This is a genomic window from Edaphobacter flagellatus, from assembly GCF_025264665.1.
In the GTDB taxonomy this organism is placed as follows: domain Bacteria; phylum Acidobacteriota; class Terriglobia; order Terriglobales; family Acidobacteriaceae; genus Edaphobacter; species Edaphobacter flagellatus.
Genome location: NZ_CP073697.1, coordinates 3,267,501 through 3,290,413 on the forward strand (window position 1 = coordinate 3,267,501; position 22,913 = coordinate 3,290,413).

Below are 22,913 nucleotides of genomic sequence, written 5' to 3' on the forward strand. Positions count from 1 at the left end.
TCGTTCTCTCCGAAATAGCTTTAGGGCTAGCCTCGGGTGATTTGGATCGGTGGTAGAGACATGATTGGACTAGGGGGCTTTCCGGCTTACTGAATCCAGCCAAACTTCGAATGCCGATTACAACCAGCCCGGGAGTCAGACTGTGGGGGCTAAGCTTCACAGTCGAGAGGAAAACAGTCCAGACCGCCTGCTAAGGTCCCCAAGTTACAGTTAAGTGGGAAAGGAAGTCGGAACTCTCAGACAGCCAGGAGGTTGGCTTAGAAGCAGCCATCCTTTAAAGAAAGCGTAATAGCTCACTGGTCAAGAGGTCCGGTGCCGACAATACAACGGGGCTAAAACTGTACACCGAAGCAGCGGATGCACACTTTGTGTGCGTGGTAGGAGAGCATTCTCACAGCGATGAAGTCAGACTGAGAAGACTGATGGAGCGTTGAGAAGAGACCCTGCCGGCATAAGTAGCGATAAGGAAGGTGAGAACCCTTCCCGCCGAAAGTCTAAGGTTTCCTGAGGAAGGTTAATCCGCTCAGGGTTAGGCGGTCCCTAAGCTGAGGCCGAAAGGCGTAAGCGATGGACATCCGGTTAATATTCCGGACCTCCCAACTGTCGTTTGACGATGGGGTGACGCAGAAGGATAAGCAGGACCTCCTATGGCTATGAGGTTCGATGCGCGTAAGCTGGTTTCTCTAGGCAAATCCGGAGAGACTTAACAGTGAGGCGCAAAGCAGTAAGCCGTATGGCTGAAAGCTGCTGATTTCACGCTGCCGAGAAAAACCTCTAAGAAGAATAGTTGGGAACCGTACCACAAACCGACACAGGTAGACGAGGAGAATATCCAAAGGCGCTCGAGTGAAAGCTTGTTAAGGAACTCGGCAAATTAGACCCGTAACTTCGGGAGAAGGGTCGCCACGGAGGTTCATAGCCTCTCGTGGCCGCAGCGAAATGCGAACGGCGACTGTTTAACAAAAACACAGGTCTCTGCAAAGTCTAAAACGACGTATAGGGGCTGACTCCTGCCCGGTGCCGGAAGGTTAAAGGGAGAGGTTAGGGCGCAAGCTCGAAGCTTCGAACTGAAGCCCCGGTGAACGGCGGCCGTAACTATAACGGTCCTAAGGTAGCGAAATTCCTTGTCGGGTAAGTTCCGACCTGCACGAATGGAGTAACGATCGTTCGACTGTCTTAACGAGTTGCTCGGCGAACTTGTAGTACCGGTGAAGATGCCGGTTACCCGCAGCTAGACGAAAAGACCCCGTGCACCTTTACTATACTTTTACTGTGAGTTACGGCAATTGCTGCGCAGGATAGGTGGGAGGCTTTGAGACCGGATTCTCGGATTCGGTGGAGCCAACGGTGAGATACCACCCTGCGATTGTTGTGATTCTAACCTCCTCCCATGATCTGGGAGAGGGACATAGTAAGACGGGTAGTTTGACTGGGGCGGTCGCCTCCTAAATTGTAACGGAGGCGCGCGAAGCTACACTCAGGTCGTTTGGAAATCGACCGTCGAGTGCAAAGGCATAAGTGTGGTTAACTGCGAGACCTACAAGTCGAGCAGATGCGAAAGCAGGCCTTAGTGATCCGGTGGTTCTGTATGGAAGGGCCATCGCTCAACGGATAAAAGGTACGCCGGGGATAACAGGCTGATCATTGCCAAGAGTTCATATCGACGCAATGGTTTGGCACCTCGATGTCGGCTCATCACATCCTGGAGCTGTAGAAGGTTCCAAGGGTTAGGCTGTTCGCCTATTAAAGTGGTACGTGAGCTGGGTTCAGAACGTCGCGAGACAGTTCGGTCTCTATCTGCTGTGGGCGTAGGAGATTTGAAGAGGGCTGTCCTTAGTACGAGAGGACCGGGATGGACGAACCTCTTGTGTTCCAGTTGTCTTGCCAAAGGCACGGCTGGGTAGCGAAGTTCGGTTGTGATAACCGCTGAATGCATATAAGCGGGAAGCACGCTCTAAGATGAGATCTCCCAACCCGTAAGGGAAATGAAGGGCCCAGGAAGACCACCTGGTTGATAGGCTGGAGGTTGAAGCGCAGTAATGTGTGTAGCTTACCAGTACTAATCGCCCGTTCGGCTTGTCCATAGAATTTACTCTGCGCAGAAAGAACATTCGCGCTAGAGAAACTCAATACAAGCTTTGTAGTTATAAAGACTACGTAATACGCAAATTTGGTAAATGTCTGCTCAATCTATTCAGTTGTGAACGATCGCGCGAGCGAGTTCGACAATTTGCCGGTGAGTTTACCGCGAGGGTCACACCCGTTCCCATCCCGAACACGGAAGTTAAGCCTCGTTGGGCCGATGGTACTGCACGCGTAAGTGTGTGGGAGATTAGGTGATCGCCGGCATAATTTTGAAAGCCCCATCTTCGGATGGGGCTTTCTGTTTCTGCAGGTATTGTTTTCTGCAAATCCTGCAGATGTCTCTTCGCATACATAAGTTTGCTGGATAGCTCGGAGTGCCAACCTTGTTTAGCGGTATTCGAGTTTGGGATACCAGTTTCCTCCGCGGCCATCTGGTGTCAGGTCGAAGACGCTCCACAGAGGATCTGGGTCCGGAGCTCCGCGCGGGTCCTGACCTGGATCCGCCATTTCACCACTCGTTTCGCCAGACCAGAAGTGATAGATTTTGCCGTCGCGGCGTGTGAAGATGCTGAGTCCGGGAACGTCGCCGTCTTCGGCGCTGACGTAGGTGCGGGTATAGTCGCCTGTTCCGTCGGAATACAGAGGAAGATAGCGCCAACCGCGTTCTTTTTTGAAGTCGAGAATGCGGTCAATCGGTGAGCGCGCTGTGACTGCGATGGCGACGCGCTCGCGCAAGTTCTTTGCCATACCATCCCATGAGGTGAGCATGGCGGTGCACATGGGACAGGGGCGCTCGCGCTGCGGGCCGAACATCATGCTGTAGATGACGAGCGACTGTTTATCGCCGAAGAGATCGGAGAATCGCACGGAGCCGTTTTCTCCTTCGAAGATGTAGTCCTCAGGAAGCTCTCCGCCAAGCGGCATGGCGCGGCGCATCTCGGCGACGCGTTCGATATGACGGCGAAGCTCGATCTCTTCGGCTAAAAGGGCGTTGCGTGCCTTGCGATATTCGGGACTTTCGTTTGGAAAGTGCGCTCTATTTTTCGCCGCGAGTTCTGCAGCTGGAGTGAGCGGTGTGGAGCTGGCCATCGAATCTCCTTTGTGTTGGATCGAGTCGTACCTGGCGGTTTTTGCGGGCGACGCTTTATTCGTTTGAGATGGTGTTTGGGGCCAATGCAGGTGCTCGGTTCGTCACAGATTCGTGAGGCAGTTGCGGTGGCGTATGCGGCGAAGCCAAAGCGGATTCGCTGGCGATTTCGAGTTCGGCGTAGGTCTTTGGCAGAGCGATGGTGAGGCCGTCGTTGGTGGTGGCGACGGAGCGGACGAGATCCTGGGGGGCCGGCTTTGGAGGAAGATTGCGGAGGTTGGCTGAGGCGAGCTGAAGTCCGTAGAGGAGCGCGGAGGCGATGTTGGGGCGGAGCTGTCCGGTTGCGAGTTCATTGACGACGATGGAGATGGCGAGCTGGATGGATTCGGCGTCTTCAAGAGCGTGGAGCTTGACGTCATGCTGCGGAACGAGGCCGCGCTCGGTGGTCCGGCTGAAGCGGTAGTTTTTGTGGCGTTCGTGAAGGCGGTCGTGGAAGAAGCAGTAGTTGCTGTATTCAAGTGCCGGAGACTGGCATTGTGTTCCGTTGGTCTTGAGGTGCCGGCAGAGTGAGACTCGCATGTGTCGTTTCTCCTAATGGCCCCCCCCCGGGGGCCTTTTCTTGTAAACCTTTTTGTTGCAGTCGTTTATACGATTTGCACAGGATAAAATATTGAATGCAGGTGGTTTACGGGTAAAAATATTGATTCCAAAAGAGAAAGCCCCGGATGGGATGTCCCGGGGCTTTCTGTGAGCTGATTTAAGTGTAACGAAGCGGGGGAAACTAATCGGCAGATTTTTGAAGGTTTATTTGCTTTGGAATGAGGGAGTTGCAATTTTAGGGGGCTTGACAGGTTTTCGCTATGGCCGGCGGTGTGGGGCCATCGGTCCTCTCTGACCCTCCCCCAACACGCGAGCAGCGTTGCGGGGATTTAGGGTAGTGCTTCCCAACTGCGCAGCTGGTGTTCGTAGAGAGTCATGTTGACGCGTTTGCCGCGGAAGCGAACACCTTCCATCTGCAGTCGTAATCTCTGCTCTGCTGCTGCTTCGCCGCGCAGTTTGATCTCGCCATTTGCTCCGACGATGCGTTGCCAGGGGAGTCCATGGAGGGGTTCGGTGCGGAGGAGGCGTGCGACGGCTCGATGGTAGAGCGGATAGCCAGCGGCTGCGGCGACCTTGCCGTAGGTGGAGACCTTCCCTTTGGGGACGGAGCGGATGATGCGGCGGAAGGCATCATCGCGGGACTCGTTTTTGCGGAGAACGTCTTTGAGGATGCGGCGTTTGAGATCCTGCGGGATGGGGCCGGGGCGCATGAAGGGAATGTATCAAGTTTTGCAGAGCTCCCTTATGCGTGGGAGCCCTGCATTGGTTTAAGGGCCTGTCCTCTTCGTGAGGTGCGCGTTCGGGAACCTTGTGTTGGAGAGTGGTGTCAAAAAGCTCATAAGAGGTGAGCGCATGGGCATGACATCGGATGGGAGCAGAGGATTGAGCTCGGAGATCAACGTAACTCCTCTGATTGATGTGCTTCTTGTACTGCTGATTATCTTCATGGTCATACAGCCTGAGACGACGCAGGGGCTGGATGCCCTGGTTCCTCAGCCGCCGAAGGCTCCTGAGAAAGCGCAGACGACGCCGGATGCGATTGTTGTTCAGATTGCTGCCGATGGCATGCATGGCGCGACGTACAGGATCAATGAGACCGCCTTCGATAAGGCGGCGATTGAGCCGAAGCTAGCGGAGATATTTGCGAATCGCGGTGACAAGGTAATGTTCATTAAGGGTGATGCGGATTTAGATTTTTCGGCGGTGGCTGAGGTGATCGACGATGCACATCGGGCGGGTGTGAACAACATTGGGATTATGACGCCCGGGCTGACATCTTCTCGTTGAGTGAGATGTTGTGCCGGTACGGGAGGAATGCGGGGGTTCCTCGGTTCGCTGCGCTCACTCGGAATGACACTTCTTTTTGGAAATACCCCATTTTGTATGGGAGGTTTGCTGGCTTAGGTTTTTAGAGCGGCGAGCCAGGGGCTGGCGGGTGTGGCCAGGGGTTGCTGGTCGAGGTGCAGGCCGTCGTGTTGGGGTGTGGTGTAGGTTGCGAAGTACTGGCTGAGCTGTGCGGCGAGCGATTCGGTGATGGCAGCGTATTGCGACTGGCTGTAGAGGCTGATGGTTTCGCGTGGGTCGGCCTTGAGATCGTAGAGCTCGTTGGGGAAGGTGACGCCCTGGTAGGGGTAGCGGAGGATGAGTTTGTAGCCTCGGCTGCGGATCATGCGGGCATTGCCGTACTCGCAGATGACTGTGTCGTCTTCGCGCATGGGTGCGGTGGATGGCTGGCCGCGCAGGTGAGCCAGATAGGAGCGGCCGGGAGAGTTGATCTTCTGCGCCTGTTGGGGTGATGGTGTGGCCTGCGCGGCTTCGAGCAGCGTGGCGAAGAGGTCGCAGTGATTGACGGGGAGGTCGGAGGTTAGATTCTGCGTGATTCCTCCGCGGGGCCAGGAGATGGCGCAGGGGATACGGATGGATTCGTCGAGGAAGTTTTGCGGGGTGGTGGCGTTGCCTTTCTCCCACATGCCGTGATGGCCTGCGTTGAGGCCGTGGTCGCCGGTGTAGACGATGAGTGTGTTGTCGAGCTGGTGGATGGATTGGAGATGGTCGAGGACGCGGCCGATCTCGCGGTCGATGGTGGTGGCTGCGGCGTAGTACTGCTGGTGCTTCGCGCGTTCGGCTGCGGCATCGGCGGTGACAGGGAGGAGCGGCTTGCCGTGGACGTTTGCGAAGGGCTCGCGGGGTATGTCGCGGAAAGTGGCGTCACGGTAGAGGGCGACGATCTCGTCGGGCATTTGTGTGTGGGGGGAGTGGGTGTCGGTATAACCGACGAAGAGGAAGAAGGGTTTCTGTGCCGTGGATTTGGTTTCGTAGTGGGTGTGAAGGAAGCGCAGCGCCTGGTCGGTGAGCAGAGGTGACTGGAGGCCATCGGGGGTGACGAGCGTGCCGTTGTCGGAGAACTGCTGCTTGCCGGTGTGCGGATACTGGTTGACCCAGTAGGAGAACCAGAAATCGAAGCCAGGATGCGGCGTACGCTCGTGGCCGCAGTGCCACTTGCCGACGAGGCCGGTGTGGTATCCGGCATCGTGGAGAAGTTGCGAGATGAGGGTCTGGTCCTCGAGCCAGGGGAAGGCGTAGGCCTGTTTCGATTCTTCGATCCAGTCGTGAATGCCGTGCTGCGAGGGCATGCGTCCGGTGAAGAAGCTGGCGCGTGCGGGTGAGCAGACGGGGCTGGTGGTGAAGGCATTGTCCATGCGCACCCCGTTGCGTGCGATGCGGGACATATTGGGAGTGTGGACTTCGGAGTTCCCATAGGCCTGCTGCAGCCACTGGCCATGATCGTCGGTGAGGAAGACGAGGATGTTGGGGCGTTCTGCGAGGTGTTGCGGGGTGGCGGCTTCAGCAGGGTGGGTTGTGATCGCAGAGGTGGCGGTGAGGGCTCCGAGCGATTTCAGCAGGTCTCTGCGCTTCAACGTGTGTGGCTCCGATCCGAAGAACTGTTCGAAGCCATCATAGTCAAAAGGAAGGTATAGGTGACGGTGGTGCAGTGAACTCCATCGGAGCCTGGTGGAGTTCCATATTTTTGGGCCAGTATCGCGATCTCGAGGGCTTCGCTTGAAGCGAGGCGCTTTTAAGCGAGGCGAGGACGGCGGACCAGCCTCCGCCGATGGACTGGAAGAACTGCGGCGGAGGCTGGAGATGGCTTAGTGGTGGATGGCCGCGTCGCGTTGAGCGGCGGCTTGTTTGATCATGGCTTCGGCTTGAGCGAGGCGAGCTTTGATCTCTGCGTCGGTGAGGGCATGGCCGCTGGGGCTGCGGGCGTCCTTCGATCCATCCGCGTTGATGCGAATGCTGGTGCCGTCCCTGCCGACGTAGATCTTGGAGCCGTCGGCGTTGCTGGTGTACTGCGTGCCATCGGGGCCGGAGTAGATCTTCGTGCCGTCGGCATTGGTGGTCAGGCGGGTTCCTTTGTTGGCGTAGACGGACGATCCATCGACGTTGGTGGTGATGCGGAGTCCGCTCTTGTCGATGATGACTGCGGAGCCGTCGGCGCTGGTGATGTTGACGCCCTCTTTGCCGATGTTGACGGAGTCGCCACCGTCTCGCATGGAGATTTTGGGTGGTGGTGGCGGCGGAGTCGGAGGCAGAGGAGCGACGGCGGCCTTCTTGATGCTGACGTCCTGCTGCGTGGTGTTGATGCGGACGAGCGGGCCGCCTTTGCCGACGGTGCCGGAGTAGGATTTGCGGTTGGAGTTGTCGCTGCTCTGCTCTTCGAGTCCGAAGTCGTTTTCGAGGTCGCCGTTGGTGGTTTCGGCCTGGACGGTGAACCCGGCTTTTTCAGGTAGCGTGACGCTGACGGAGCCGTTGCGGTTTTCGACGGAAATGTTGCCGATCGGAGGAGCGCTGGTGACGTCGACGGAGCCGTTGCGGTTGGTAACGGAGACGTCGCCTGCGACGCGATCGAGGGTGATGTTGCGATTGCGCGTGGTGAGCGTCAGGGGCCCGACGAGCTGGTCGGCCTGAAGGTCGGCGTTGGGGCTGATCTCGACCTCGCCGTCGAGGCGGGCGAAGCGCAGCTCGGTACGGCTGGTGTGGAAGCGAATATTGCCGGTGATGTGCTGGAGGTGCGTGGTGCCGAAGAACTCGCCGTCGATGTTGGCGGGGCCGGTGATCTCGGAGAAGGAGACATCGCGGGCGCGGCCCTGAACGGTGACGGGGCCGGTGACCGAATGCGAGGAGAAGGACGAGTCTCCGTTGTTGATGCGAGTGAGGACCGGGCCGGTGATGCCGGTGATGGTGACATCGCCGTGGTTGGCGGTGACGTTGACGGGTCCCTTGATGGAGGCGACGTGGACGTCTCCCCGGTTGGAGAAGACGGTGGAGGCGACGGTGGCCGGGACGGTGATGGTGACGTCGGCGCGGCTGCCCTCGATGGAGGGAAGCGTGATTTTAACGGTGTCGTCGAGCGTCTCGATTTTGGGGCTGAGCTGCTGGGCGCGGGAGTCGGCCTCGGAGTCGGAGCGGGTATAGACCTGCTTATGGATGTCGATGTGGACCTGATTATCGTCGCTGGTGCCGGCGATGGAGATATCACCGCGCGGATTGTCGACGGTTATGCTGTGATTGGCGGGCAGGGCCTGAACCAAGGTCTGATCGCTCTCGTGTTTGTCGCCGAGGAACTGGTCCATGTTGTCGGGATCGATAGCGAAGTTGCGGCCCCAGACTCCGTTGTGGAAGCCGTTGAAGGCAGCGCCGACGATGCCGAAGAGGATGAGGAGGAAGAAGACACCTCCACCAAGCGAACGGCGGCGGAACTGGGGATCATCGGCGTGGGCATAGCGGTCCCATCCCCACTCGAGCAGCATGATGATACCGGCGGAGATGAGGACGGCGGGCCACCAGCGGGAGTACCAGCTCCAGAAGTACATGGAGGAGATGCGACCGGTCTGGATGAGCAGGAAGACGACGCCGACGGCGATCAGCAGCAGAGGGCCGACGATCGAGGTACGGCGGGAGCCACGTGCCTGGGCGCGGTAGGCGGCCTGTTGCGCGCGGTAGTAGTCACGCTGCATACGGGCCTGCTCCCTGAGGACGCGGCGCTGGTAGCGCCAGTCGCCCTGGGGCGGAGGATACTGGCCGGGAGGTGGCGGATACGGTGGTGGTTGGCTTGCCATGGCTGTCTAGCGCCCTTCCTGATTGAACGGATTCGGAGTCTCGTCCTGCTGGGCAGGTGGGACGACGGAGGTTGTGGAAGAGCTGGCAGCGGGCGGGGCCTGATAGGGCGGCGGCGGATAGTAAGCCGGAGCGGAGGAGGAGGCGAAGGCTGTGCGCTCAACGAGGATCAAAACGCCGGCGACGATGATGAACAGAGGCCAGCTATGTCCCCAGGAGAGGATGTGGAGGTTAGAGAGCAGGAACATGATGCCGACGAGGATGATCCAGACGGAGCCGCGCATGGCGCTGGCGAGACGCATGCGGTAGTAGGGGGTGCCGTCGTCGCCGAGGGGGCCTGTAGCGGTCATGCGGTTGTAGAAGATCCAGACACCGAGCCCGATAAGGAAGGACGGAAAGAGGATCTGCATGGGAAGCACACGGAAGATGCCGGAGTTTCCGACGAGGAAGAATATGCCGAGGCCGATGAGCCACATGGCTCCGACGGGGAAACGATTGCGGGGGACAAAGGGAGGAGCACTGTTCGGGTCGAAGGCCGGAGGCGTGCTCACGTATGGATTCGAGGCCGGGGGAACGTAATTGGCCCAGGGGGTTTCCCATGGCTGCTGTGGGGGAACTCCCACGACAGGAGGCGTGTTCGGGTCGGCCGGAGGAGGCGCATAGGCAGCGACCGGAGCCGTGTATGGGGTCGACGATCCAGCGCCCCATGACTTACCGAAGCCGAGGCGCTCACCGATATCGTTGAATCCGAATGGGTTGGGTAGCGGCAGACCGTCGCGGCGGGCGACTGCTGTCTGGTAGGCGTCGAAGACCTGATAGAAGATCCAGCCCGCTACGAAGAGGCCGAAGACGTCATGGTGATCGGTCAGCGAGACGAGGACGGCAAAGATGATGAGGTGAACGATGCCTTTGGCGTACTGCTGGTTGTACATCGCGCCGACGCCGGGGATGAAGCCAAGCAGGGCGGCGAGGCCGGGATTGGAGGAGCCGGGGGATGGGGGGACCGCTCCGCTGGGCGGAGGCGGATAGCTGCCGTTGAGGTCAGGATAGGCGTAGCTGTTGCCGAAGTTCGCGGAGGCAGACGGGCCTGCGCCAGCAGACGGTGGCGCGCCGGAGAGTTTAGAGGCGAGGCAGGGCTCGCAGAAGACAGCCGTGCCTACGATACGGGTGCACTCCGGGCAGAGTGCCTTGCCGCAGTTCTGGCAGAAGGCGGTTCGTTCCCGCTCTGGATGGTTGGCGCAGTTCATGCCTGTCCCCCTTGCTGGTGATACCTGAAGACGTTGGGAGTTGAGAGAAGCGAAATCTGTTCACGCGGAGCTGCAGGCCGGGGGGATGTGCCTTGCTCTGCGGAGGCCGTGTATTGAAGGGTCGGCCGCGGGGCTTCGCTGCGGCTGGAGCCGGAGCGAGAACGCGGTGCAGGCTGCTTCTGTTGGCCGGGCGCCTTCTGGTCTTCGTTCTTCTGATCGCCGGAGGGACTGTTCTGATTGGAATCCTGGGCCGGGGTGTTCTGGGCTGGTGCCGGGGTCGAGTCGTCGTGACGCTGCAGGTCCTGAACGCGGGATTCGAGCTCGTAGACCACGCGGAGGTTGTCGATGGAGCGGGCGAAGCGGGCGTTGGCATCGTAGAAGCTGCGGCGGAGGCTGGAAGGCTTGAGGTCGCTGGCTTTGAGCTGGGTGACGTGAATGCCGGTGAGGTTGAGCGTAAGCGCGACGGAGAAGAAGGCCATGGCCGCCGTCATCGCCAGACGCGGCTGCATGAAGTTGTGCCGCAGGGCCTGGACACGGAAGGCATTGACGACGCGCTGACGGAAGGGGACGACGTTGCCGGAGGCAGCCGGCGCGGCGGAGACTGCCGCGGGAACGAGTACCGGTCCCAGCAGCGTGTTGGGCCGGACGTCGGCTACGGGGAGTTCGGCGGTACGGCTGGCGTTGCTGGTTGCGGCGAAGATGCGATCGAGCAGGGCCGGGCTGGGCTCGGGCTGCGGGGTCTTGAGCATGACGAGCCAGTCGGCTCCGCGACGGGCGTCCTTGTACATACGGGAGCAGTCGGCGCAGCTGGCCAGATGAAGGTCGAAGGTGGCCTGGTCGTCCGCCGAGAGAGTATGGTCGAGCGCGTCGGCCAGCATGGCCTCGACGTGGGCGCACTGGAAGCCCGCAGGCTTTGCGCTCCCGAACTGATTGAACTCCTTGAACTCGGCCACTTTTACCACCTCTCTTTCAACTGTATTTCTAACTTTCTATTTCAAGTGTTTCTAATGTTCTATACCTGTTTTTCTATACGTTGTAGCAGTCTTGCAAGTTCCCCCCGGCCACGGCTGATACGGCTCTTTACCGTGCCTTCAGGAATGCGTAAAACCTGAGCAATTTCTTTGTAGTCCATGTCCTCAAGATCGCGAAGGATAACAGCTTCGCGAAGCTCGGGCGAGAGCTGTTTGAGGGCGTCCTGGATGCGTCCCTTGAGCTGGAGGGAGGCGACGTGCTTCTCCTGCGATTCGCGGGGGTCGGCGAGGCGCTCGGCCAGGGTGGGGCCGTCCTCGTCCCCGTCGAAGGTGGCGTCGAGCGAATCGGAGGCGCGGTCGAGCCGGGTGCGGCGGAAGTGATCGACGAGGAGGTTGCGGGCCAGGGTCGTGATCCAGGTCTGGAAGCTGCCTTTCTGGAGGTCGAAGCTGGCAAGGTTCTTATAGAGCTTGAGGAAGACGTCCTGCGTGAGGTCTTCGGCGTCGGTGGAGGACCCGGTGAAGCGATAGCAGATGGCATAGATGCGCCGATGCTGGGAGACGACAAGCTGCTGCCAGGCCTGGGAGTCGCCAGCGAGACACTGACGGACCAGCCTGGCGAGTGCTTCCTGTGCGGCTTCCTGTTCGGGGGTGCGCTCCAATGTAACCTCAACGGACTTCGACGGCTGTACGAGTGTACCGCGTCGGGGGCCTGTTAAAGCCGTCTCCCGTTGTGGGTTATCGGGAGTAGAACGAATAACCTGCACGTGTTGTGCGGGCCTGCGGGCGCTCCTCGGGGAGATGCTGTGCCGGGGAGCCGGAATCGCCATGTGAAGAACGCCCATGCGCTTCTATACGCATGGGCGACGGGAGTTGTTCACATGGTTGTCAAGAGATTGAAATATTTGAGTTAGGAACTGTTATTTGGCGGTCGGGGCGGGTGCCATGATGACGCCGCAGGCGATCCGGTTGCCAGCGTTGCCGGTGGGATCGGTCTTCATATCGTCGGCCTTCTCGTGGACCATGATGGAGGTTCCGCCATTGGCCAGGATGGAGTTGGGGGAAGAGGGGTCGAGCGAAAGGTAATCGACGGTGAAGGTTGCGTTGGCGGTGCCGTCGCCTCCGGCAGTGACGTTCTGGGGCAGGTCGCCGTTGTGGTGGCCCATGGGGTTCTGGAGGCCATGCTGCTTGGCGTCGGGGTTGAAGTGGCCGCCGGCGGACTTGAAGTCAGGGGCTTCGCAGAGGGGCTTCTGGTGGATGTGGACGGCGTGCTCGCCCATGGGGAGGTTCTTGAGCTTGAGCTTGATGACGAGCTTGTTGTCCTTGGAGCTGGAGAAGGCGGCGGTGCCAGCGTCCTTGCCGTCGGAGGTTTTGAGGTCGACGATGAGGGGCTTGGTCTTGGCAAAGGCGGGAACGGCTACGAGGCTGATGGCGAGAATTGCTGCGGAAAGGCGCATCGACTTGTTTCTCCTGAAGAGTCGCTGTTGGTTGAGATGCTCAAACATGCCGAGGGGAAACCAGCAGCAACAGAATAACTTAGAACCGGTTGGCTGTACCGAACAATACTCTGATTGTGGTAATCACCTTCGCAGGAATGCCATCCAAAAGGAACGGCTGATACTTCCATTGCCTGACGGCATCCAGTGCGGTTTTTTCGAAAGACGGATTAGACGATTCGATCACCCCGAGACGGGAGATAGAGCCATCGGTGGCAATCTCGGCGGAGAGGTAGACCATTCCCTGAAGGTGCTGCACCTGGGCGCTCGCGGGGTATATCGGCTTTATTTGCGTAAGAGCCCGGCTCTGTATGACATTTACCGGCAGAGTTTCAAACACGGGTATTTCAGGCTGATCCTTGGTCGTTGTCTGAAAGGGTAATGTATACGGACCGGTTATCTGAACCGGATCGCCTGTCTTGGTTTTTGCCGTCATCCATGAAAATTGCAGCACTTGTTCGCGAGCAAATTGATTGAGTCGGACATTGTCGGAGTCCAGTACGGAGACCTCCTTTGTCGCTCCCTGCTTATCGACCGATACAAGCAGAGTGATGGTGCCTGATGTCTTTCCTTTAGCCACGGAAGGCCATGCGATATCGTGGTGTGGTCTCGCCATCTTCTGGACGGTCGTAGCCGCAATCGAAATGGAAGCAAGAGGGTTAACATCGGTCGCAGAAGCTGGTGTAGCAAAGAAGTCTTCCATCTCTTTTGTCGGCTCCAGAAGTTCAACCTTTCCGGCAAGCAGAGTATTGGGAAGGCGCGAGATGTAGAGGTGAGGGACAGACTTATCGCCAAAACGCTGGTAATTGTTGAACTCTATCTCGTAGCCGGGACCTGTAATCAACGGGAGAAGAGGATTTTTGAGCGTGGAGAAGCACAGAGTGGCGAGCGGAGCGACAGCTTCAGTGAGGTGAATATTCACTGCCGCACAAGCGACAGGGGGTACGCCGGAGCCGAGTTCCCTTTGTTGCAGATGTAGTCCGGGCTGACCCCAGCGGTCGACCGGAACAGGATCTTCAATCCCGCCGACAAACAGCGTGAGCCATTGGGGAAAGTAATCGCCGGTCGTCTCATAATGCAGCCCTGATGCGTTGCGCGTAGTGACCTGATGCAAATTTGGCGCGGTAACAATACGCTTCCAGAGTGTAGGAGACAGCCAGTATTCCTCGATCTCAGCCTGCATGGGGGAGTTTTCATCAAAGACATCGCGAACCTTGAGCTTGATATGAAAAGGGTTTGCCTTCGGCGCAGTAAGCGAGGAATTCGCCAGTGCTGCAGGAAGAACATCTGCAAGAGGAATGGCAACGAACTTTGGTGCCGGTGTTTGCGATGAGAGAGAGGCAGACAAAGAAAGAAAAAGAGCCCACGCGAACATGTTGCGTTGCATAGGAGCAATTATTCGGAATCAATGAGCCGAAAGACAAGCGAAATGTTGTCACTGCTTCGTGTCTTACCGTGTGGTGTAATTTAGTGCGTTCTGTGGAGAGTTCTTGATGAAGCGAATTGCTTTGGGACTAATGATGGCGACTGCGTGCAGTGTGCAGGCGTGGGGACAGCAGGGTTCGGCGACGCGGTGTGAGGGCATGACTACTGTGGTACTCAATAAGGCGAAGGTGACGCACGCAGGGCTGGCGACTCAGCCTGAGCTAGATGCGATGAAGGTGAGAAATGCGGGGACGATGCCTGCGTTCTGTCGTGTGCAGGTGACGGACAGGCCTTCGGAGGATTCAGACATCAAGACAGAGGTCTGGCTGCCGGTGGATGGGTGGAACGGCAGGCTGCGCGCCCAGGGGAATGGCGGGTTTGCGGGCACGATCTATCTGGGTGCGATGGCGGAGTCGGTGCGGCAGGGGTATGCGGCGGTGGGAACGGATACGGGCCATGTGGGAGGGAGGCCGGAGTTTGCTCTGGGGCATCCGGAGAAGGTGAAGGACTTCGGATGGCGTGCTGTGCATGACATGACAGTTCAGGCGAAGGAGCTGATACGGGCTTTTTATGGCAAGCCGCAGGATAAGGCATATTTCACGAGCTGCTCGGATGGAGGACGTGAGGCGCTGATGGAGGCACAGCGGTTTCCGGAGGATTATGACGGGATTCTTGCGGGCGCTCCGGCTTATAACTGGACAGGGTTGATGGCAGGCGCGGCGGAGAACACGAAGTGGATGCGAGCGTCGGCGGAGAATTTTCTTCCCGCATTGAAGGTGCCTGCGCTGGCTGCGGCGGTGAATGCTGCGTGCGATGCAAAGGACGGCGTGAAGGATGGCGTGATCAACGATCCGCGCGCGTGCCGCTTCGATCCTGCTGTGATTGCGTGCAAGGCGGCCGATAACAGCAACTGTCTGTTGCCTGCACAGGTGGAGACCGTGAAGAGGATCTATCGCGGGCCGGTGGATGATGCGGGCAGGGTTGTGTTGAAGGGGTTGGAACCGGGAGCGGAAGATGGGCCGCAGGGATGGGCGCAGTGGATTGCGGGCGATCAGCCGGGGTCGAATATGCCGTTCTTCGGCGAGGGTTTCTATTCGAACTTTGTTTATGGCAGGCCGGGGTGGAAGGCGAGCGAGTTCATGTTCGATCGCGATTACAAGCTGTCGCTGGAGAAGACGGCGGAGGCGCTGGACTCAAAGGACACGAACCTTGAGCCGTTTGTTGCACGCGGCGGCAAGCTGGTGATGTATCACGGCTGGAACGATCCGGCAATTCCGGCGACGATGTCGATCCACTACTACGAAGGCGTGACGAAGACGATAGGTGCGTCGAAGACGGAGAGTGCCATGCGTCTGTATCTGGTGCCGGGGATGCAGCACTGCGCATTTGGGCCGGGGGCGACAGAGTTCGGCCAGGGGATGGGAGCACGCGGGGATGCAGAACACGACATCTTTACGGCGCTGGAGCAGTGGACGGAGAAGGGGATGGCTCCTGGAGTGCTGACGGCGGAGAAATCGGCGGGCGAAGGTGCAGCGCGAGCGGTGGTGATGTCGCGTCCGTTGTGTCCTTACCCGCAGGTGGCGAAGTATGACGGGAAGGGTGATGTAGCGAAGGCAGGGAGCTTTGCTTGTGTGGCGAAGTGAGTGATTGTTGGCTTCGTGATGTACGGGTAGAGAAAATCGATCTCTCCGCTTTGCGCTTCGGTCGAGGTGACACCCCTTATTTCTTGTAATCGAGTTTTTTTGTAATCGAGTGTCCAGTGGGTCTTCGAGCTGGGTCTACCTGCTGACGGTGGGTAGCTCGAGTTGCTCGCTCTGGTGTTCGTCGATGTAGGGCTGGAAGTGGGCACGGCAGCGGGCTTCATAGAGTCCGGCGGCTCCTACGACGACGAGCTCCTGGCTTTGTCCGAGGCGTTGGGTGTGGATGGCGGGAGCTCCACAGGTCATGCAGACGGCGGAGAGCTTGGTGACCTCGTCGGCGAGCGCCATGAGGTTGGGGACGGGGCCGAAGGGCTCGTTGGCGAAGGTGGTGTCGAGGCCAGCGAGGATGACGCGCTTGCCGAGGTGGACGAGCTCGAGGGCGAACGGGATGAGGTGGTGGTCGAAGAACTGGACCTCATCGAGGCCGATGACATCGACTTCATGAATCTTGTTATTGGTGAAAAGCTCTTCGCGGAGGCGATCGCTGGACGGAGGGATGGTATCTGCGTCGTGTGTCTGTGAGCTGTGACTGGCGATGGCGGTGCGGTGATAGCGGAGGTCGATGTCGGGCTTGAAGCAGGCGACACGCTGACGGGCGATGCGTGCTCGCTTGAGGCGGCGGATGAGTTCTTCGGACTTGCCGGAGAACATGGGGCCGGTGATCATCTCGAGCCGGCCGACTTCGTGGCGGCCTATGTTGGTGGGTTGCATATGGGGACGGCCTCTCGATAGTTATCGTAAATATTGGAGGCGTGGATATCTGAGGCGAAACTTTTGAGCGGGTGGAGGAGCCTGAGCAAGGCTAGTTGTGTGCGGTGTGCAGGGTGCGGATTGCGGCGCAAATCTTGGAGGCGTCGAGGTGGCCGATGGGCAGTGGCGCCTCGGGTGTTCGGACCTGTGAGCCGAGATGGAATTGCTGGATGAAGGGATTCTGGCTGCGGAGTGTGTGCAGCTCGCTGATGGGATAGCCGTTGACGAGGAGCTTACGGTGGTCGTCCTGCCAGAGGTGTGCGTACTCACGAAGGCTTTGGGTACGTGCTTCGGGAGTGGTGCCGCTTCCATGTACAAGGACGGTGTCGATCTGGGGGATGGAGCGCAATGCTTTTAGCGTGCCAGTTGGGGAGACTGTTCTCTCGAGGGCGTTATGGAAGGTGATGCGCGTATTGGGAGCCGCAGCGGTGATTGCATTGACAGCGTCGAGATCGAGTCCGCCGTTGCGGATGAAGCCCAGGACGAGGCCATCTATTTTCATGGCGTCGAGTTCGCGGGCTTTGCGGACCATGGATGCCAGCTCGTCCTGATTGAGGATGCCGAAACCTCTGTTTTCGCGCAGCATGACACGTACGGGGATGGAGACGGTGTCGAGAGTCTCACGCACCATGGTTGCCGGTGGGGTGAGGCCGCCCTGGTTGAGATCGATAGCCAGCTCAATACGTGAGGCTCCTGCAGCAGCGGCGATGCGTGCCTCTTCAGCCGATGAGGCAATGATTTCGAGCATGATGGCGGGATGTGTTTCGGCAGGGAATGGAGCGAGTATGAAGCTGCCACATGCGGCGAGGAAGCATCGCCGATTGATTTGCGCTAACGATGTTTGAGAAGTTCTCACGCTATGACGGGATCATAGGCGCTGGGATGGATGCGGGAGGCCGCGGGTGGAAGGAGAGTCCCGCGGCTGTCCAATGGGTTGGAATCAGACGATTCGTTCAACGGTGACAGCGGTGCCGTAGGCGAGGACCTCGGTGACGCCGTTCATAAGTTCGTTGGCGTCGTAGCGGAAGGCGATGACGGCGTTGGCTCCGAGTTGTCCAGCGTGGAGGGCCATCATGGCGAAGGAGTCCTGGCGCGTCTTTTCGCAGAGCTGGGTGAAGATGGTGATGTCTCCGCCGAGCATGGTCTGCAGGCCGGCTCCGAGGGTTCCAAAGATGTTGCGGGAGCGGACGACAATGCCGCGTACGATGCCGTGGTTGCGGACGACGCGGTAGCCAGGCAGCTCAAGTGCCGAGGTGATGAGTGCAGGATCGATGGTGAGTTGTGGCGGAGGGTAGGTTGACATTTGCGCGATGCACTCCTTTACGGAAGTCAGGAAGAGGATACCTGACTTCGTGTGTCAGGAGTTACGCGCGAGCGAGGCGATGAGTTCCGTGACAGCGCCTGAATCTATAGTACGGGCCGCCAGAGCGACGCCGGTGGGGATGTCGGGCGCGAGGTCAGCCGCGACGAGTACGGCGGCAGCGTTAAGCAGAACGATATCGCGGCGCGGGCCGGGCTCTCCGTGAAAGATGGCAGTGAGGATCTGCGCGTTGGTGTACGCATCGCCTCCAACGAGCGATTCGAGGGGAGCGCGGGTCAGCCCGGCGTCTTCGGGGGTGAGAGTGGAGAGTGTGACGATGCCGTTGTGGACTTCGGCGATGTGGGTGGGGCCGGAGATGGAGATTTCATCGAGTCCGCGGGTGGAATTATCGGCGTTTTCCGCTGTTCCATGAACGACGAAGGCATGGCGTGTATTGAGCAGAGCCATGGCTTCGGCGACGAGTGCGACGGCGTGAGCGGAATAGACTCCCATGACCTGCGCCGAAGCTCCTGCAGGGTTGGTGAGGGGGCCGAGGAGATTGAAGACGGTGCGGACTCCGATGGCTTTGCGCACGGGCATCACGGCTTTCATGGCTGGATGAAGCGCAGGAGCGTGAAGGAAGGCGAAGCGATGCTGGCGCAGAGCCTGTGCAGCCTGATCGGGAGAGAGGCCGACGGGGATACCGAGAGCTTCGAGAACATCGGCTGAGCCGGTCTGTGAGGTGATGGCGCGGTTGCCGTGTTTGGCAACCATGATTTTGGCCCCGGCGGTGGTGGCTCCGGCGGCTGCGGCAACGAGGGCGGAGGCAGTCGAGATGTTGAAGGTGCGGGAGCCATCGCCACCGGTGCCGCAGGTGTCGACAAGTTGAAGACGCTCGTCTTCTGCCAGGGGGATTGCGGTGACATTGGCTCGCATGACGTCGACGAAGCCTGCGAGCTCGGCAGGGGTTTCGCCACGGGCTGCAAGTGCTGCGGTGAGCGCGGCGATCTCGATCTCGGAGAGGTTGCCGGCGAGGATCTGCTGGAGTACTTCGCTGGCTTGTTCGCGCGTAAGCGTGGCGCGGCTCTCGATGACGTGCCTGAGATGGGGATGTGCGGGCATTGACTTGAGGATACTTGAAATCTCAGAGGAACTCTGAACCCAGTTCCACACTGGGAATCGGCAATAACGAAGTGTTGATTTCGTTTAATTTATTCCATTTTGGGAGGTGAATTTGGATAGTAGCCACTTGTCTTTGCAAGGCAACAGAAAAAACGTGCAACTTTGTGAAGGGAAGTTTTTGTTTTTATTGTTGCCGCCAATATTCCTCTGTGGAGGTTGTTCCTTATATCGTTCTCCAACCGAAACAACTTGTGACCAAACCGATGGAGCAGCGGTTGCCAATGATGATGGCGACGCATAGGTCTGGCAATCATCGGAGACATGTTATTTCGAAGAGGTCGCCTGAGTCTGAGCGCCCGATTGAGTCTCCGACGGGGAGTGCTCTGGAGCAGTCGGAGATGGTTCCAGCGGGCGGGGAACGATAACCGCACTGTTGTTCGCACTTTGCATTGCAGGTAGATGTTTTGCTCCGCTACACTTTTCGCGCGGGTGGAGTTCACAAGACATCTATGAAAATTCACGAATATCAGGCAAAAGAGATTCTGCGGAAGTACAGTGTGCCGGTTCCCAGCGGCGAGATGGTTCAGACGCTGGAGGAGGCGGACCGGGCAGCGAAGGACCTTTTCGATAAGGGCAATCCTGTCGTTGTGGTGAAAGCGCAGATTCATGCTGGCGGCCGCGGCAAAGGCGGTGGTGTGAAGGTAGTGAAGTCGCTGGCAGATGCGTCGACGGCGGCGAAAGCGATTCTCGGCATGCAGCTGGTGACACACCAGACGGGGCCGCAGGGCCAGAAAGTACAGCGTCTGCTGATCGAGGAAGGTTCGGCGATCGATCGTGAGCTTTACCTGGGCATTGTGCTGGATCGCGCGGCGGCGCGGTTGGTGTTTATGGCTTCGCAGGCCGGCGGCATGGAGATCGAGGAGGTCGCGCATGCGACTCCGGAGAAGATTTTCAAGGAATATATTGAGCCGGGCATCGGGCTGCAGCCGTATCAAGCGAGGAAGCTGGCGTTCAAACTCGGCCTGAAGCCAACGCAGATCAATGACGCCGTGAAGTTCATGCTGGGGCTCTACAAGGCGTTTGTGGAGACAGACGCGACACTGATGGAGATTAATCCCTTCATCACGACGAAGGACGACAAGCTGCTCGCCCTGGATTGCAAGATCAACTTCGACGACAATGCGATGTTTCGTCATAAGGATTTGAAGGAGCTGCGCGATCTGAGCGAGGAAGATCCGCTTGAGGTGGAGGCTTCGAAGTTTGCGCTGAACTACATCAAGCTGGATGGCTCGATTGCCTGCATGGTGAACGGAGCCGGTCTGGCGATGGCGACGATGGACATCATCGAGTACGCGGGTGGCAAGGCGGCGAACTTCCTCGATGTGGGCGGCGGCGCCAACCAGGAGCAGATCGAGAATGCGTTCGGCATTCTGCTGAGCGATCCGAATGTGAAGGCGATCTTCATCAATATCTTCGGCGGCATTCTGCGCGTGGATGTGCTGGCGACAGCCGTTGTGGCTGCGGCTAAGAAGCTGAATGTGACGCTTCCGATCGTGCTGCGGCTTGAGGGCACGAATGTGGAAGAGGGCCGGAAGATTCTGAAGGAGTCCGGACTGAAGTTTGAGGTGGGCGCAACGATGAAGGAAGCTGCCGATTTGGCAGTTGCCGCTGCGAAAGGTGGTAAGTAATGGCAGTTCTGGTGGATAAGAATACGCGGCTGATCGTGCAGGGTATTACGGGGCGTGAGGGTACGTTCCATGCGAAGGCCTGCGCGGAGTACGGCACGAAGGTTGTGGGTGGGGTGACGCCGGGGAAGGGCGGTACGACGCATGAAGGCTGGCCGGTGTTCAACACGGTCGAAGAGGCAGTGCGGGAGACGGGTGCGAATGTGTCGGTGATCTTTGTGCCTCCCCCGTTTGCTGCGGACGGCATTCTGGAGGCGACAGCTGCGGGGCTTCCACTGGTGATCTGCATCACCGAGGGCATTCCGGTGCTGGATATGGTGAAGGCGTGGGATGTGGTGCGTCAGTCGAAGACACGATTGATCGGGCCGAACTGCCCGGGTGTGATCTCGCCGGGCAAGGCAAAGGTCGGTATCATGCCGGGACGCATTCACAAGGAAGGCTCAGTGGGCATTGTGTCGAAGTCGGGTACGTTGACGTATGAAGCGGTGTATCAGCTGACGCAGCGCGGCATTGGCCAGTCGACGGCGATTGGTATCGGCGGCGATCCGATCATCGGCACGACGCATATCGATGCGCTGAAGCTGCTGAACGAGGACCCGGAGACCGAGGCGATCATCATGATCGGCGAGATCGGCGGTACGGCGGAGGAAGCTGCGTCGAAGTATATCAAGGAGAATGTGAAGAAGCCGGTGGTTGGCTTTATCGCGGGGCAGACGGCGCCTCCCGGGCGCAGGATGGGCCATGCGGGTGCGATTATCTCGGGTGGCGAAGGCACAGCTGCGGAGAAGATGAAAGCGATGACTGCAGCGGGAATTACTGTGGTGAAATCGCCCGCTGAGATTGGCGATGCCATGGCGAAGGTGCTGGGTAAGGCTTAGTTCATTCGTTAATTGTTGGTGAATGGAAGGGCATGGCTTTGGCTGTGCCCTTTCTTCTTTTTCGACGGAATTCTGCAGCCATCTGGCGATGAAGCCGCCTGAGAGAGTACCCAGCTTGTAGGTGGGCGAAACTGGTGGTTCCACGAGCAAAATGCGGGGTTCCTCGACTCGCCTGTGGCTCGCTCGGAATGACACTTTGGGGGGAGATGGAGATTTATCGTTGCTGGCGGCGATAGAAGAAGCCTGCGGCGAGGAAGACCATGGCAACCAGAATGGACAGCTGGGCGTGCTGGAAGGCGTGCTGGCGCAGGGCGATGAGGCCACTGGCGAGCCAGGCGGCGCATCCGACGAACCATATCCAGGCGAAGTTCTTCATACAGTTAGGATGCCTCTTCCTGACTTGGACGCGCCATGCCCCAGCCGCGTCATAGGAGCGCTTGCTTTACACTAAATGAAGCAGAAAACAGCAAGGAGAGCTACGTTGTCACAGCGCACATTCAGCATTATCAAGCCGGACGCGGTCAAGAAGGGCCACGCGGGCGCCATCCTGGCCGAAATTGAGAAGGCCGGATTCAAGATTGTTTCGATCAAGAAGGTTTCGATCTCGAAGGCCCAGGCAGAGGGCTTCTACTATGTTCACGCGGCGCGTCCGTTCTTTGGCGAACTGACGGAGTTTATGTCGTCGGGCCCCATTTTCCCGATGGTTCTGGAGAAGGACAATGCCATCGCCGATCTGCGCAAGCTGATGGGCGCGACCGATCCGGCTAAGGCCGAGGAGGGAACGATTCGCAAGAAGTTTGCGGCTTCGATTGGCGAAAATGCGATCCACGGTTCGGATGCCGAGGAGACAGCGGCATTTGAGATCGGGTACTTCTTTGCTGGGTTTGAGTTGAAGTAAGTCGTTTCAAGAGATAAAGGCAGCTGCTGACCGGCGGCTGCCTTTATTGCTTTAAAGCGGTTTCCGAAAAGTTATACAGCGGTCGACGACTTCGAAGCCCAGGGCTTCGTGAGCGTGCAATGAGATTGTTTCTTCGATCCAGGTATCGGATGCCATCTCTCTGCATCCGTGACTACGAGCCCAAGCTTCTGCTGCATCGACGAGCGCCTTTCCTATCCCCTGCCGCCTGAACTGCTTCTTGACGAACCAGCCTTCGAGGAAGCCGACTGGGTGTTCCGAATCGCAACCGTCTGCATGGGAGCGAAGCCCCACTTGAACGAACCCCGTGATATTTCCTTCTGCATCCTGAGCCACGAAGACGGTGGCGGGCAGGGGGCCACACATTTTCGTTTTGAGGAGGCGCGCAATCTCGCGACGATACTCGTCTTCTGTGCCATCGGTCCAGAGAAGAGCGCACATAGCCGCAATCTCTGCTATATCCACCAGCTCAGCCTGCCTGACAGATCGATCTCGCATGAAATAAGCCTCTCAACTATTGGACGATCTGCGATGCG

Annotated in this window: 21 protein-coding genes and 2 rRNA genes (1 of these 23 only partly in view); 7 read left to right on the forward strand and 16 right to left on the reverse strand. The window is 58.6% G+C overall.

Annotated features, from left to right (window positions below; translation table 11 throughout):
- Together KFE13_RS13640 and rrf are read left to right on the forward strand one after the other, a co-directional pair.
- Positions 1 to 2,084 (forward strand): 23S ribosomal RNA (locus KFE13_RS13640); it begins 862 nt to the left of the window's first position.
- A gap of 148 nt (positions 2,085 to 2,232) precedes the next feature.
- A 5S ribosomal RNA gene (gene rrf / locus KFE13_RS13645) occupies positions 2,233 to 2,349 on the forward strand.
- Between the two features lie 123 nt (positions 2,350 to 2,472).
- On the opposite strand, the gene KFE13_RS13650 is transcribed toward rrf, so the two are convergent.
- The 3 genes from KFE13_RS13650 to KFE13_RS13660 form a co-directional block, all read right to left on the reverse strand.
- On the reverse strand, positions 2,473 to 3,174 hold the full coding sequence (locus tag KFE13_RS13650; protein ID WP_260703659.1) for a DUF899 family protein: 702 nt from the start codon (positions 3,172 to 3,174) through the stop codon (positions 2,473 to 2,475).
- 55 nt (positions 3,175 to 3,229) lie between these two features.
- Positions 3,230 to 3,751, reverse strand: coding sequence for a hypothetical protein (locus KFE13_RS13655; RefSeq protein WP_260703660.1), 522 nt, complete (start codon positions 3,749 to 3,751; stop codon positions 3,230 to 3,232).
- Between the two features lie 350 nt (positions 3,752 to 4,101).
- The gene (locus KFE13_RS13660; RefSeq protein WP_260703661.1) at positions 4,102 to 4,482 is read right to left on the reverse strand and encodes an MGMT family protein; all 381 of its coding nucleotides are present in this window, start codon (positions 4,480 to 4,482) and stop codon (positions 4,102 to 4,104) included.
- A 142-nt stretch (positions 4,483 to 4,624) separates the two neighbouring features.
- Here KFE13_RS13660 and KFE13_RS13665 point away from each other — a divergent pair, with 142 nt between their 5' ends.
- Complete coding sequence (locus KFE13_RS13665) at positions 4,625 to 5,059, forward strand: ExbD/TolR family protein (protein ID WP_260703662.1); 435 nt, start codon at positions 4,625 to 4,627, stop codon at positions 5,057 to 5,059.
- A 113-nt stretch (positions 5,060 to 5,172) separates the two neighbouring features.
- Here the strand turns inward: KFE13_RS13665 and KFE13_RS13670 are convergent, their stop codons facing one another.
- The 7 genes from KFE13_RS13670 to KFE13_RS13700 form a co-directional block, all read right to left on the reverse strand.
- Positions 5,173 to 6,690, reverse strand: coding sequence for a sulfatase-like hydrolase/transferase (locus KFE13_RS13670; protein WP_260703663.1), 1,518 nt, complete (start codon positions 6,688 to 6,690; stop codon positions 5,173 to 5,175).
- 231 nt (positions 6,691 to 6,921) lie between these two features.
- Positions 6,922 to 8,892 carry a DUF4097 family beta strand repeat-containing protein gene (locus KFE13_RS13675; RefSeq protein ID WP_260703664.1) on the reverse strand — a complete coding sequence of 657 codons (1,971 nt, stop codon included), beginning with the start codon at positions 8,890 to 8,892 and terminating at the stop codon, positions 6,922 to 6,924.
- A gap of 6 nt (positions 8,893 to 8,898) precedes the next feature.
- Positions 8,899 to 10,137, reverse strand: a complete 1,239-nt coding sequence (locus tag KFE13_RS13680; RefSeq protein ID WP_260703665.1) for a B-box zinc finger protein — start codon at positions 10,135 to 10,137, stop codon at positions 8,899 to 8,901.
- The gene (locus KFE13_RS13685; protein ID WP_260703666.1) at positions 10,134 to 11,090 is read right to left on the reverse strand and encodes a zf-HC2 domain-containing protein; all 957 of its coding nucleotides are present in this window, start codon (positions 11,088 to 11,090) and stop codon (positions 10,134 to 10,136) included. The genes KFE13_RS13680 and KFE13_RS13685 overlap by 4 nt, the downstream gene beginning before the upstream one ends.
- 59 nt (positions 11,091 to 11,149) lie before the next feature.
- On the reverse strand, positions 11,150 to 11,950 hold the full coding sequence (locus KFE13_RS13690; protein ID WP_260703667.1) for an RNA polymerase sigma factor: 801 nt from the start codon (positions 11,948 to 11,950) through the stop codon (positions 11,150 to 11,152).
- 75 nt (positions 11,951 to 12,025) lie between these two features.
- A complete protein-coding gene (locus tag KFE13_RS13695; RefSeq protein ID WP_260703668.1) occupies positions 12,026 to 12,562 on the reverse strand; it encodes a superoxide dismutase family protein in 537 nt (178 codons plus the stop codon).
- Between the two features lie 79 nt (positions 12,563 to 12,641).
- A complete protein-coding gene (locus KFE13_RS13700) occupies positions 12,642 to 13,988 on the reverse strand; it encodes an energy transducer TonB (protein WP_260703669.1) in 1,347 nt (448 codons plus the stop codon).
- 106 nt (positions 13,989 to 14,094) lie between these two features.
- On the opposite strand from KFE13_RS13700, the gene KFE13_RS13705 reads away from it, so the two are divergent.
- A complete protein-coding gene (locus tag KFE13_RS13705; protein WP_260703670.1) occupies positions 14,095 to 15,669 on the forward strand; it encodes a tannase/feruloyl esterase family alpha/beta hydrolase in 1,575 nt (524 codons plus the stop codon).
- Positions 15,670 to 15,804: 135 nt separating this feature from the next.
- Here the strand turns inward: KFE13_RS13705 and KFE13_RS13710 are convergent, their stop codons facing one another.
- The 4 genes from KFE13_RS13710 to trpD all read right to left on the reverse strand — a co-directional run bounded on the left by KFE13_RS13710 (position 15,805) and on the right by trpD (position 18,898).
- Positions 15,805 to 16,437, reverse strand: a complete 633-nt coding sequence (locus KFE13_RS13710) for a thymidine kinase (RefSeq protein ID WP_260703671.1) — start codon at positions 16,435 to 16,437, stop codon at positions 15,805 to 15,807.
- A gap of 91 nt (positions 16,438 to 16,528) precedes the next feature.
- Positions 16,529 to 17,224 carry a copper homeostasis protein CutC gene (locus KFE13_RS13715; protein ID WP_260703672.1) on the reverse strand — a complete coding sequence of 232 codons (696 nt, stop codon included), beginning with the start codon at positions 17,222 to 17,224 and terminating at the stop codon, positions 16,529 to 16,531.
- A 192-nt stretch (positions 17,225 to 17,416) separates the two neighbouring features.
- Positions 17,417 to 17,779: a YbjQ family protein gene (locus tag KFE13_RS13720; protein WP_260703673.1), complete on the reverse strand. Its 363-nt coding sequence runs from the start codon at positions 17,777 to 17,779 to the stop codon at positions 17,417 to 17,419.
- 54 nt (positions 17,780 to 17,833) lie between these two features.
- Positions 17,834 to 18,898 (reverse strand): anthranilate phosphoribosyltransferase, encoded by a 1,065-nt coding sequence (gene trpD / locus KFE13_RS13725; RefSeq protein WP_260703674.1) that lies wholly within the window; start codon positions 18,896 to 18,898, stop codon positions 17,834 to 17,836.
- A gap of 509 nt (positions 18,899 to 19,407) precedes the next feature.
- On the opposite strand from trpD, the gene sucC reads away from it, so the two are divergent.
- Both sucC and sucD read left to right on the forward strand, forming a co-directional pair.
- A complete protein-coding gene (sucC, locus tag KFE13_RS13730; RefSeq protein WP_260703675.1) occupies positions 19,408 to 20,586 on the forward strand; it encodes an ADP-forming succinate--CoA ligase subunit beta in 1,179 nt (392 codons plus the stop codon).
- On the forward strand, positions 20,586 to 21,461 hold the full coding sequence (gene sucD / locus KFE13_RS13735) for a succinate--CoA ligase subunit alpha (protein WP_260703676.1): 876 nt from the start codon (positions 20,586 to 20,588) through the stop codon (positions 21,459 to 21,461). The genes sucC and sucD overlap by 1 nt, the downstream gene beginning before the upstream one ends.
- 214 nt (positions 21,462 to 21,675) lie before the next feature.
- Here the strand turns inward: sucD and KFE13_RS13740 are convergent, their stop codons facing one another.
- Positions 21,676 to 21,837 (reverse strand): hypothetical protein, encoded by a 162-nt coding sequence (locus KFE13_RS13740; protein WP_260703677.1) that lies wholly within the window; start codon positions 21,835 to 21,837, stop codon positions 21,676 to 21,678.
- Positions 21,838 to 21,942: 105 nt separating this feature from the next.
- Between KFE13_RS13740 and ndk the strand changes: the two genes are divergently transcribed.
- Positions 21,943 to 22,359, forward strand: a complete 417-nt coding sequence (gene ndk / locus KFE13_RS13745; protein ID WP_260703678.1) for a nucleoside-diphosphate kinase — start codon at positions 21,943 to 21,945, stop codon at positions 22,357 to 22,359.
- A 51-nt stretch (positions 22,360 to 22,410) separates the two neighbouring features.
- On the opposite strand, the gene KFE13_RS13750 is transcribed toward ndk, so the two are convergent.
- Complete coding sequence (locus KFE13_RS13750) at positions 22,411 to 22,875, reverse strand: GNAT family N-acetyltransferase (protein ID WP_260703679.1); 465 nt, start codon at positions 22,873 to 22,875, stop codon at positions 22,411 to 22,413.
- Positions 22,876 to 22,913 lie beyond the last annotated feature (38 nt).

Bases quoted from the DNA above. Each gene is read 5' to 3' on its own strand.
- KFE13_RS13650 (WP_260703659.1), bottom strand. From the start codon at position 3,174: ATGGCCAGCTCCACACCGCTCACTCCAGCTGCAGAACTCGCGGCGAAA.
- KFE13_RS13655 (WP_260703660.1), bottom strand. From the start codon at position 3,751: ATGCGAGTCTCACTCTGCCGGCACCTCAAGACCAACGGAACACAATGC.
- KFE13_RS13660 (WP_260703661.1), bottom strand. From the start codon at position 4,482: ATGCGCCCCGGCCCCATCCCGCAGGATCTCAAACGCCGCATCCTCAAA.
- KFE13_RS13665 (WP_260703662.1), top strand. From the start codon at position 4,625: ATGGGCATGACATCGGATGGGAGCAGAGGATTGAGCTCGGAGATCAAC.
- KFE13_RS13675 (WP_260703664.1), bottom strand. From the start codon at position 8,892: ATGGCAAGCCAACCACCACCGTATCCGCCACCTCCCGGCCAGTATCCT.
- KFE13_RS13680 (WP_260703665.1), bottom strand. From the start codon at position 10,137: ATGAACTGCGCCAACCATCCAGAGCGGGAACGAACCGCCTTCTGCCAG.
- KFE13_RS13690 (WP_260703667.1), bottom strand. From the start codon at position 11,950: ATGGGCGTTCTTCACATGGCGATTCCGGCTCCCCGGCACAGCATCTCC.
- KFE13_RS13695 (WP_260703668.1), bottom strand. From the start codon at position 12,562: ATGCGCCTTTCCGCAGCAATTCTCGCCATCAGCCTCGTAGCCGTTCCC.
- KFE13_RS13700 (WP_260703669.1), bottom strand. From the start codon at position 13,988: ATGCAACGCAACATGTTCGCGTGGGCTCTTTTTCTTTCTTTGTCTGCC.
- KFE13_RS13705 (WP_260703670.1), top strand. From the start codon at position 14,095: ATGAAGCGAATTGCTTTGGGACTAATGATGGCGACTGCGTGCAGTGTG.
- KFE13_RS13710 (WP_260703671.1), bottom strand. From the start codon at position 16,437: ATGCAACCCACCAACATAGGCCGCCACGAAGTCGGCCGGCTCGAGATG.
- KFE13_RS13715 (WP_260703672.1), bottom strand. From the start codon at position 17,224: ATGCTCGAAATCATTGCCTCATCGGCTGAAGAGGCACGCATCGCCGCT.
- KFE13_RS13720 (WP_260703673.1), bottom strand. From the start codon at position 17,779: ATGTCAACCTACCCTCCGCCACAACTCACCATCGATCCTGCACTCATC.
- trpD (WP_260703674.1), bottom strand. From the start codon at position 18,898: ATGCCCGCACATCCCCATCTCAGGCACGTCATCGAGAGCCGCGCCACG.
- sucC (WP_260703675.1), top strand. From the start codon at position 19,408: ATGAAAATTCACGAATATCAGGCAAAAGAGATTCTGCGGAAGTACAGT.
- sucD (WP_260703676.1), top strand. From the start codon at position 20,586: ATGGCAGTTCTGGTGGATAAGAATACGCGGCTGATCGTGCAGGGTATT.
- KFE13_RS13740 (WP_260703677.1), bottom strand. From the start codon at position 21,837: ATGAAGAACTTCGCCTGGATATGGTTCGTCGGATGCGCCGCCTGGCTC.
- KFE13_RS13750 (WP_260703679.1), bottom strand. From the start codon at position 22,875: ATGCGAGATCGATCTGTCAGGCAGGCTGAGCTGGTGGATATAGCAGAG.